The following is a 10635-nucleotide window of genomic DNA, read 5'->3' as shown; positions in this document are numbered from 1 at the left end:
GAGGTCAAGCTCTTAAATAATATCAAGAAATGATATTTTATCATGGCAGTAGGAGAGGCGAAGCGCTGAATACCTTTCACCATCCCCTAGCAGTCCGTTGGATCCACGTCAATATTCCACTTCACCTTGCGGCTTTCTGGCTGGCTCTGCAACTCTGGTAAAATTTGTGCGGCAAATTGCTGCAAATAACCTCGTGATGGATGCTGTAAAAGCAGTTGCCAGCGAAAACGCCCGCCACGCTTAGCTTGAATGGCAGGGGTGGGGCCTAAAATCCATAAGCGTGAATCACTGTGTGGATGTTCAGAAATATAGTGACGGACTTTCTGTAAGAACTGCCTTGAATCCTGATTATTGTGATCTTCTGAACGGATTAAAATATGGCTGGAAAAGGGTGGCAACATGGCGATGCGGCGTTCGTCCATCGCTTCACGGGTAAACGCATCATAACCATTTTCTAATAAGGTCTGTAATAGTGGGTGCTCAGGGTGGTGAGTCTGTAAAAATACTTCCCCTTGTTTACCTGCTCGGCCAGCACGACCTGATACTTGTATATAAAGCTGAGCAAAGCGCTCGGCAGCTCTAAAATCACTGGAAAACAGTGCCCCATCGACATCCAGTAAGGCAACTAAGGTGACGTCAGGGAAGTGATGCCCTTTTGCTAGCATTTGTGTGCCAATGAGAATACGCGCGCCACCCGCGTGTACCTCATTCAAATGCTGCTCTAATTCACCCTTGCGGCTAGTAGTATCTCGGTCAATACGCGTAACAGGGACATTGGGGAATAACGTATTGATCCCTTCTTCGAGTTGCTCGGTTCCCATCCCCACAGGAACAAGGTGGGTTGAGCCACATTGAGGGCATTGTCGGGGGATAGGTTTTTGGCTATCACAATGGTGGCAGCGTAACTGATGGAATTGTTGGTGCAAGGTATAATAGTGATCACACCGTTGACACTCAGCTATCCAGCCACACTCATGGCAGAGCAACGCAGGTGAATATCCTCGGCGGTTTAGGAAAAGGATCACCTGATTATTTTGTGCGAGGTGATCTTGGATATGTTTAATCAATAAATGGGATAAACCAAACTTTAGTGGCTGCCCTTTTAGGTCGATAAGATGCTGTGTCGCAGGACGTGCATTACCCGCCCGTAATGTTAAGTTTAACTGACGATATTTTTTCTGCTGAACATTATATAAGGTTTCTAAAGAGGGCGTTGCCGTGCCCATAATAATGGGAATATTTTCTTTTTTGGCCCGAAATACAGCAAGGTCACGTGCATGATAACGCCATCCATCTTGCTGTTTATAAGAGCTATCGTGCTCCTCATCAATAATGATGATCCCTAAACGGGAAAACGGGGTAAAAAGTGCGGAGCGTGTGCCAATCACAATTGCGTTGGTACCTTGTTTCGCACGTAACCACACAGCAAGGCGCTCACTATCATTCAAACCTGAATGTAGAACGTCTACGGGGGCATTAAAGCGCTCGCGGAATCGGCTAATGGTCTGTGGCGTTAATCCAATTTCGGGAACGAGTACTAACGCTTGTTTACCCTGAGCGAGAATATTTTCTAATACGCTGAGATACACTTCTGTTTTACCCGAACCTGTGATCCCTGCAAGTAACCAAGGTGAAAAGTGATCATCTTCTGCACGAATGGCCCCAACTGCGGTGGCTTGCTCGCTATTAAGGCGTAAACGCTCGCCACATACGGCAAATTGTGACTGCCATTTTTCGGTGACGGGTTGGACGGGGTAAAGTTCGATATAATCTTTCTTTTTTAGTGTCCGTAACGTATTTTCACTCAATTCAAGTTCACTGACTTGATGACGATACACAGGGCGGCGGCGTAGTAGGGCGAGTGCCTGTTGTTGCTTAGGTGCACCTTTTAAAGTATTTAGGTCACACTCTTGCCCGAGCGGTGTAGCTTGCCATTGCCAAATAGGTGAAAATTCAGCCGGTTTCCCCTGACGTAACAAAATGGGGAGTGCGTGGAACAACACTTCGCCAATAGGGTAATGGTAATATTGTGCAGACCACAGCAATAGCTGCCAGAGGTCATCGGGGAATAAGGTTTCATGATCGAGCACAAGGTCAACGGTTTTTAGCTGATCTTCAGGAAGTTCGCTGCTATGGCTATGATCCACAACAACACCGAGTGCTTGCCGTTTACCAAAAGGCACCAAAACACGGCTACCAATCGGTGGAATTGGCATGTTATCCGCTAAGCGGTAATCAAATGCGCGGTTTAAAGGAACAGGTAAAGCCACCTGAACGACGATCATAACTGGAATTCCGTCTGGTTTTTGTGCGAGAATAGTTTCATTATTTTGTTAGGGTACCATAAAAACTACGTGGTTTTCATTGCGTGATACAGAGATTTTCTGTATGATCCGCCGCCTTTGGTATCTAATTTTGCCAATAAAACATTTTTAATCAACACGACGTGTGGTGTCCGGCGTTAGGGCTGGAATGGCGACACGGCCTTAATAGAGGTTTTCCCATGAAAAAAGGTATTCATCCTAAATACGAAGAAGTTACTGCAACTTGTTCTTGCGGTAATGTTATGAAAATCAATTCAACTGCAGGTCACTCATTGAACCTGGACGTTTGTGGTAACTGCCACCCGTTCTATACTGGTAAACAGCGTGACGTTGCTACCGGTGGTCGTGTTGATCGCTTTAACAAACGTTTCAGCATCCCAGGCGCGAAGAAGTAATCAAGCCTGTGAAATGCAAAAAAAAGGGAAACTCAGTTTCCCTTTTTTAATGGGGGTAATATGGCTGAAAATCATTTAACGCCTTCCAGCCATTGGGTTCTTACCAGTGATAAGAATAGCCTAAACCTACATTTACACTGTCATGTTTGTAGTCAGTTTGTTGCCAACCGACACTGGTGCGTATTGTTGAGTTTTGGGTAACGTTAATATTGAGCCCTGCAACTGCGTAAGGGTTAACAGTACGCTCATCACCTTTATCGTAGGTATACGCACCGACATAAGGGATGTAACCCGTAAACGCATCACGATCACTATTGAGTTTAATATCTGTACCAATCTTACCATCTACTTGGAATACCTCATTGAGATTATGTTTGATATTCATTCCTAATTGCAGGTCGGTACGTTTGTTACCCATACGACCATATTCTGCTGCAAATTCAGCATTTTTGGTCTCGGTATAGCTGCTACGGTTAATTTTTTTATAGGATAAAGCAACTTCAGGCATTAACCGCGTCTGAGAGGTTAATGGAAGACCATAACCAATACTTAGGCGTGCTTGATAGCCTTTGATTGTTGCATTTCCTTCCCCTGCTTCTGTATTTTTCAATGTATCACGAGTGATACGGACATCTTGATTTAGATATGAAGCGGATAAGTCTGCATATAGACCGTTGTTATTCAGGTTTTGTTGATAGCGAGTGAATAAACCAACAGCAGGGCGGCTATTGTTTCGGGTGTCATAATTATCCGCTAAGGTCGTATTATGAGCAAAATTCACTGCTGCACCGACAGTCCAATTTTCAGCAGGTAAACGTAATGCGCTATACAGACCAGTTGCAACGCGATGATTATCACTTAGGCTATCATATTGAGAGAAAAGACCAACACAGTAGCTACTGTCGCCTAATTGGCAACGGCTATTACTTAAATGATTTAAACTACTTTGATAAAAATCGAGAACTTTAAACCCTCGGTTTGCCGTGCGTGACATTGCATAGCTTGAATGAGTGGCGTCAACGGTCACGATATTCGGTTCAGTTTCTGAACCCTTGATCTTCCAAAGGGTTGCATGGATATCATCTTCATCTGTTTGAGCGGCACCAACAATAATCAAGCCATCTTCGGAAACGGCATATGCCGTTGAGGAGCCTCTATTATCAGATGCTAGGGTGCCTAAACCAACCATCCCTGTACTTTCAGACCAGCGATACGCACTAAGTTCATTGTGATCATTATAGGCTTCGCCAACAATCACAGAACCACTCCCATTCATATCAAGAGCCTCGGAGAATCCAGAATTATCGGCTTTTAATGAACCAAGGCTAACCATGCCTGTTTTTTCTGTCCAACGGAAAGTTTGTTGTTCATGGGCAAACTCACTATCTGAACTCCCAACCACAACAGAGCCGTCTTTTGAGACAAAATCAGCACTGGACTGACCACTTTTATCCGCTCTAAGTGTACCGAGGCTAATCATGCCTGTGGTTTCTGTCCATCTGAAAGCATTATTTTGGTTGTTATCGGTGTCTGAGAAGCCAACGACAACGAGTCCATTTGCAGAAGTCGCATTGGCTGCAGAGTTACCGGAACCATCAGATTTTAAGGTGCCTAACCCCTGCATTCCTGTCTTTTCTGTCCATCTAAAAGCATTCATCGCATTACTGTCAGTGCTTGAATCACCGACAATAGTAGAACCATCCGCAGAGATGCCATTAGGATCGGAACGGCCTGAATTATCGCTTTTTAGTGTCCCTAAGCTACGCATGCCCTTATCTTCAGTCCAGATAAAGGCATTTCCTAAGTGACTGCCATCATTTGTAAATATCTGGCCCGTAATAACGCTTCCGTCATCAGAAACAGCTTGTGCATAGGAGTGTGCATTTGGGGTTAAGCTTTGTATCCCCGTTTTTTCAGTCCATCGAAATGCATTACCTTGCCCATCGTCAGTCTCTGAATAACCGATGATAACTGAACCATTTTTTGATATGCCATTGGTTGATATGCTGCCACTATTATCTGATTTCAGCGTTCCTAAGCTCACCAGACCACTTTTTTCAGTCCAACGGAAAAGATTGTCTCTTTGCGTATCGCTAGCAAGATTCATAACAATGATTTTGCCATCTGCAGAAATATGCAATGCCTCAGAATAAAATCCTTTTCGGTTATCCAAATTTATTTTCTTTTCTATTTCAAGTGGTTTTTCTGCCGCATAACTTTGTGCTGCTAGTAATGAAATACCAATAGCGACAAATGTGCTGATTTTATTTTTTCTCATAATTTATTACGTAATAATAGAAGGAAGTAGAATGAGATAATGAGTTATCAAATTACTTATTAAGTAAATGTTCTAATATTACCTCGACAATTATTAGTTCATTATAATAGAATGGAAAATAAACAAAATGTTTAATGTTGAGTTTGGGTTTAAATCAAAATAATAAGCTGAATCAGGGTGTTGAATATTGTGTTTTAGGATGTCTATGAAAGAATAGTGCTCAATATAAATATTTTTTTCTAAAGAAAAGCGTATTTTTTATATAATAGAAATGTAAATAAGAAAAATATTAAATCAGTAATAATGATACTTATCGCTTGTGACTTTGAATTTTAATCTAACAAAGTGATTTTTTTCTGTTTTTAATGAGAAACAATTAATTTTAATTTGGAGATTATGAGTAATTTATATTACACCAATATTAGCGTATTGGTTAATACGCTAATTGTCCTATATAGCTATTAATACTTGCGGCAAGGTGCCGGTGCATATTGTGTATCCGCTGGGAACGGATTAGCGTCACATAATGGTAAGGTTTCGCGCACTTCAAAAAAAGCGATACCGATAACGCCAATATTTCGTTCATCGCCTTGTACGTTTTGATTCACGTAGGATGATTCAGGCGCTGCAAAACGAAATGCGGCAACTTGGTTGTTATTCTTGCGAAAACCTTCAATGGTCAGTTTTTTGCCTGGTCGAATTAAATAACCATTATTTTGGTAAGAACCTGCTTGCCCATTGAGGACATCAAGGCCGTCGACCGTTGTCACTACCTCATAAGTTTTATTTCTATCGCTATTTAGGATCCGCAATGTATAGCGCATACCCTCAGTGGCTGGCAGTTTATATTGCCCTTGGGAATTGCGGTAAATTGGCATTGGTTGCCCATACTCATTGATTACTGCGACAGAGAGAGGAAATACCTTGATATAAGGTTGGGTGTAAGCATGATTTGGTACGCGTTCACCTTGATAATAAATAGTGACAGTATCATAGGGTTGATTCGTCATGCGAGTGGCTGTCACACCTTGGACGGAAGAGCGGATATCTTCACCCCATTGTGTACCCAATGTTTTTGCACTGGATGTAGATTGTGCTTCATATGCCACATCTGAGCGAGAGTCTACCACTTGTCGTGGATAAGAAGAGCAGCCAGTAGTGACCAACAAAGCGGCACCGAATAACGTCGCAGTAGCTTGAAAATAGGAGCTCATAACTTTAATCCTTACGTATTTTATTTTCTATGGAAGAAGCTCGTAAAGTGTAAATAAGCACAAAAAATAAAGCTTGAAGGAAAGTCTGAAATAGAAATAAATAGGAATAATTCCCCTTATCTTAGTGATTGATCACCCTTCGCCAATTAAGACGAATAAGATAAGGGGATAGCGTTTAGTATTCCCAAGTTTCTGGGTCAATACCTAATTCACGCATAATCTCTTTTGCAGCCTCAGGAATTTCATCACTGCGCTCTTTACGCAAATCTTCATCATTTGGCAGCGGCTGTCCAGTGAAGGCATGCAAGAAAGCTTCACACAGTAATTCACTGTTCGTTGCATGACGCAAGTTATTGATTTGTCTACGAGTGCGCTCATCAGTTAAAATTTTCAGCACTTTTAATGGGATAGAGACTGTAATTTTTTTAACTTGCTCACTTTTTTTGCCATGCTCAGCATACGGACTGATATATTCACCGTTCCATTCAGCCATGAGTTACCTTGGTTAGTTTCATCAATAATAAAAAAATAATATGCCCGTCATCTTTCAAAGAACAAATATGAATAATCTCAGATCTCAAACCGACATATAAGTTAGTATACGCATCACATAAATTATCATAATTTCTGTTTTAAATTAATGCGTTAATTTACATTGCGCAAATTACAATCAATTTACGCATAATCATTAGGGATGATTATTCCATTACTTGATATAAACGTAAAGAGGTTTAGACGTCTAGATATATTGACGTCCAAACATCCAGTGGGTATTATTTGACTCACCGTCAATCAGGAGAAGCGTTTATGGCCCTCAAACCGTCGACTATCGCTATTCACAATGGATTAAATGAAGACTCGCAGTTTGGCTGCGTCGTGCCCCCTATTTACCTATCGAGTACTTATAATTTTACCGGCTTTAATGAGCCTCGAGTTCATGACTATTCGCGTAGAGGTAATCCTGGGCGCGATATTGTGCAAAGGACACTTGCACAACTTGAAGGCGGCAGCGGTGCGGTAATGACCAACAGCGGCATGTCGGCATTACATCTTTTATGCACTGTTTTTCTGCAACCGGGTGATCTCTTGGTAGCCCCACATGATTGTTATGGGGGGAGCTATCGTTTATTTAATAGCCAGCACCAACGGGGAGCCTATCAGGTTCAGTTTATTAATCAAAATAACCGATCAGAGCTTCTTGCGGCGTTAGCGAAAAAGCCGAAGTTAGTCTTAATTGAAACACCAAGTAACCCACTATTAAGTATTTATGATATTGAGCAGATTGCACGATTAGCGCATGATGCAGGGGCGTTTGTTGTTGTAGATAACACGTTTTTAAGCCCTGTCTTACAACAACCTATCGCGTTAGGTGCCGATTTTGTGGTGCATTCTTGTACAAAATATCTTAATGGTCATTCAGATATTATTGCGGGGGCAGTGATTGCCAAAGAGGAAAAATGGGCCATAGAATTAGCATGGTGGGCGAATAATATTGGCGTCACTGGTGGGGCATTTGATAGTTATCTGTTGTTAAGAGGAATGAGAACGCTGTCACCCAGAATTAAGCAGCAGCAGGCGAACGCCCAAGAAATCGTCAATTATCTTAAAGCCCAACCGTTGGTGAAAAAGTTATATTATCCTGGGTTAGCAGATCATATCGGCCATGATCTTGCTGTGAAACAGCAAAAAGGTTTTGGGGCGATGTTGAGTTTTGAATTTAATGGCGATGAACAACAGTTACGTCGGTTTTTGAGCACACTGTCATTATTTACACTTGCTGAGTCATTAGGTGGTGTTGAAACGCTTATTTCGCATACTGCCACCATGACACATGCAGGTATGTCGGCGGAGGCTCGGGCGGCAGCAGGGATCACAGATAGTTTATTGCGCATTTCTGTGGGCATCGAAGATAGCCAAGATCTCATTGCAGATTTAGACAATGCATTTAGGATAGCAGCACAACGTTAGTGGAGTATTTGATGAGTGTACTGACAGCAGTCGAGGCGGGGCCATGCCATCGCCAGTTACATAAGTTTGGGGGTAGTAGTTTAGCCGATGTAAAATGTTATCAGCGAGTTGCCAACATTATGGCGAATTATAGCCAATCTGGTGACTTAATGGTCGTGTCCGCCGCTGGAAGTACAACAAATCAGCTTATTAATTGGTTGAAATTGAGCCAAAGTGATCGCATTTCGGCTCATCAAGTTCAACAATATTTACGTCGCTATCAGCAAGAATTGATCCATGGGCTATTGCCTGAAGAAAAAGCAGAACAATTAAATCGCCAGTTTGTTGAAGATCTCGAACGCTTAAGCGCTTTGTTAGATAAACCTATTAATGATGCTTCTTACGCTGAAGTGGTCGGTCATGGTGAAATTTGGTCTGCTCGTCTCATGTCGGCAGTATTAGAAGAGGCGGGTATGCAAAGTGCTTGGCTTGATGCACGTATGTTTTTACGTGCAGAAAGAGCGGCTCAGCCTCAGGTCGATGAATCGCAATCACGCCATTTATTACAACAGATTTTAGTGCAATATCCTCAGCATCGCCTTGTTGTTACAGGGTTTATTTCTCGTAACCATGCGGGAGAGACTGTTCTACTAGGGCGTAATGGGAGCGATTACTCTGCAACACAAGTCGGCGCATTAGCAGGGGTCGAGAAAGTCACCATTTGGAGTGATGTGGCGGGGGTTTACAGTGCGGATCCTCGTAAAATCAAAGACGCATGTTTACTGCCATTGTTGCGGCTGGATGAGGCAAGTGAGTTGGCTCGTCTTGCTGCGCCGGTGCTGCACACTCGCACGTTGCAACCCGTTTCCGTCAGTAATATCGATCTACAGTTAAGATGTAGCTATCAGCCTGAGCAGGGTTCGACAAAGATTGAGCGTGTTTTGGCTTCAGGAACAGGTGCTAAAATAGTCACTAGCCATGATGATGTTTGCCTAATTGAGTTGAGGCTGGCACAGGGGTGCTATTTTAATCAGATATATAAAGATATCGACTTATTATTAAAACGTACTCAGTTACGGCCACTGGCTCATGGCATCCACTCAGATAGGAACTTATTACAATTCTGCTATACCTCAGAAGTGGTTGAAAGTGCACTGAATGTTTTAGAAGAAGCTGGGTTACCGGGCACCTTATCACTTCGTGAAGGTTTTTCATTAGTTGCATTGGTGGGGGCTGGGGTGTGCAAGAACCCACTGCATAGCCATCGTTTCTATGAGGAGTTAAAAGATCAACCTGTCGAGTTTGTTTGGCACTCAGAAGAGGGGATCAGCCTCGTCGCAGTATTGCGTTCAAACCAGACTGACCCTTTAATTCAAGGTATGCACCAAAGCCTCTTCCGTGCTGAAAAACGCATTGGCTTAGTCTTGTTTGGGAAGGGTAACATTGGTGCGCGTTGGTTGGAACTTTTTGCTGCCGAGCAACCAAATATCTCGGCACGCAGTGATTTTGATTTTGTCCTAGCAGGGGTAGTCGATAGCCGCCGTAGTTTACTGAATTATCAAGGCATTGATCCAAGCCGTGCACTCGCTTTCTTTGATGATGAAGCTGTCGAGCATGAAGATGATAATCTATTTTTATGGATGCGCGCCCATCCATATGATGATCTAGTCGTGCTTGATGTGACCGCGAGCGAATCTCTTGCTGAAAGCTATGTGGATTTTGCCAGCTATGGGTTCCATGTCATCAGTGCGAACAAAATTGCGGGAGCCGCACAAACCCAACAATATCGTCAAATACGTGATGCTTTTACGAAAACTGGCCGCCATTGGTTATATAACGCGACAGTTGGGGCTGGGTTACCCATTAACTATACGGTACGTGACCTGAAAGAGAGTGGTGATGCCATCTTAGCGATAAGTGGTATTTTCTCAGGGACGTTATCGTGGCTGTTTTTACAATTCGATGGCTCAGTGCCGTTTAGTGAATTAGTGGAACAAGCATGGCAGCAAGGTTTGACGGAGCCAGATCCCCGCATTGACCTTTCAGGGCAAGATGTGATGCGTAAATTGATCATCTTAGCGCGTGAAGCAGGTTATGAAATTGAGCCGAGTGATGTGCGTGTTGAATCATTAGTACCTGCCCAAGCAGAGTCTGGCTCTTTGGATGAGTTCTTTGAAAATAGTGCAGTTATCAATGAGCAGATGCAGCAACGTTTAGAAGCGGCTCAAGAAATGGGAATGGTGTTGCGTTATGTTGCACGGTTTGATGCGGTAAAAGGGCGTGCTCGGGTTGGTGTAGAGGCAGTTAAGCCTGATCATCCACTGTCATCGCTGCTGCCGGGTGATAATGTGTTTGCTATTGAAAGTCGTTGGTATCGCGATAATCCATTAGTCATACGGGGGCCCGGCGCTGGTCGTGATGTTACCGCGGGGGCGATCCAATCCGACCTTAATCGCCTTTCACAACTACTTTAATTT

The 10635-nt window shown here is 43.1% G+C and carries 7 protein-coding genes; 3 read left to right on the top strand and 4 right to left on the bottom strand.

The window, feature by feature from the left end; genetic code table 11:
- Nucleotides 1–86: 86 nt before the first annotated feature.
- Nucleotides 87–2285, bottom strand: a complete 2199-nt coding sequence (gene priA / locus PSE69_RS17945) for a primosomal protein N' (RefSeq protein WP_004924606.1) — start codon at nt 2283–2285, stop codon at nt 87–89.
- A gap of 218 nt (nt 2286–2503) precedes the next feature.
- Here priA and rpmE point away from each other — a divergent pair, with 218 nt between their 5' ends.
- A complete protein-coding gene (gene rpmE / locus PSE69_RS17940; RefSeq protein ID WP_004924604.1) occupies nt 2504–2719 on the top strand; it encodes a 50S ribosomal protein L31 in 216 nt (71 codons plus the stop codon).
- Between the two features lie 100 nt (nt 2720–2819).
- Here the strand turns inward: rpmE and PSE69_RS17935 are convergent, their stop codons facing one another.
- The 3 genes from PSE69_RS17935 to metJ form a co-directional block, all read right to left on the bottom strand.
- On the bottom strand, nt 2820–4997 hold the full coding sequence (locus PSE69_RS17935) for an autotransporter domain-containing protein (RefSeq protein ID WP_121875134.1): 2178 nt from the start codon (nt 4995–4997) through the stop codon (nt 2820–2822).
- Between the two features lie 461 nt (nt 4998–5458).
- Complete coding sequence (locus tag PSE69_RS17930) at nt 5459–6211, bottom strand: hypothetical protein (RefSeq protein ID WP_004924598.1); 753 nt, start codon at nt 6209–6211, stop codon at nt 5459–5461.
- Nucleotides 6212–6386: 175 nt separating this feature from the next.
- A complete protein-coding gene (metJ, locus tag PSE69_RS17925) occupies nt 6387–6704 on the bottom strand; it encodes a met regulon transcriptional regulator MetJ (RefSeq protein WP_004924597.1) in 318 nt (105 codons plus the stop codon).
- A 314-nt stretch (nt 6705–7018) separates the two neighbouring features.
- Between metJ and metB the strand changes: the two genes are divergently transcribed.
- Both metB and PSE69_RS17915 read left to right on the top strand, forming a co-directional pair.
- Nucleotides 7019–8179, top strand: coding sequence for a cystathionine gamma-synthase (gene metB, locus PSE69_RS17920; protein WP_014657255.1), 1161 nt, complete (start codon nt 7019–7021; stop codon nt 8177–8179).
- Between the two features lie 11 nt (nt 8180–8190).
- Nucleotides 8191–10632, top strand: a complete 2442-nt coding sequence (locus tag PSE69_RS17915) for a bifunctional aspartate kinase/homoserine dehydrogenase II (protein WP_272675304.1) — start codon at nt 8191–8193, stop codon at nt 10630–10632.
- Nucleotides 10633–10635 lie beyond the last annotated feature (3 nt).

This window comes from Providencia sp. PROV122, from assembly GCF_028482365.1.
Taxonomy (GTDB): domain Bacteria; phylum Pseudomonadota; class Gammaproteobacteria; order Enterobacterales; family Enterobacteriaceae; genus Providencia; species Providencia stuartii.
This window is presented reverse-complemented; position numbering and strand designations above follow the sequence as displayed.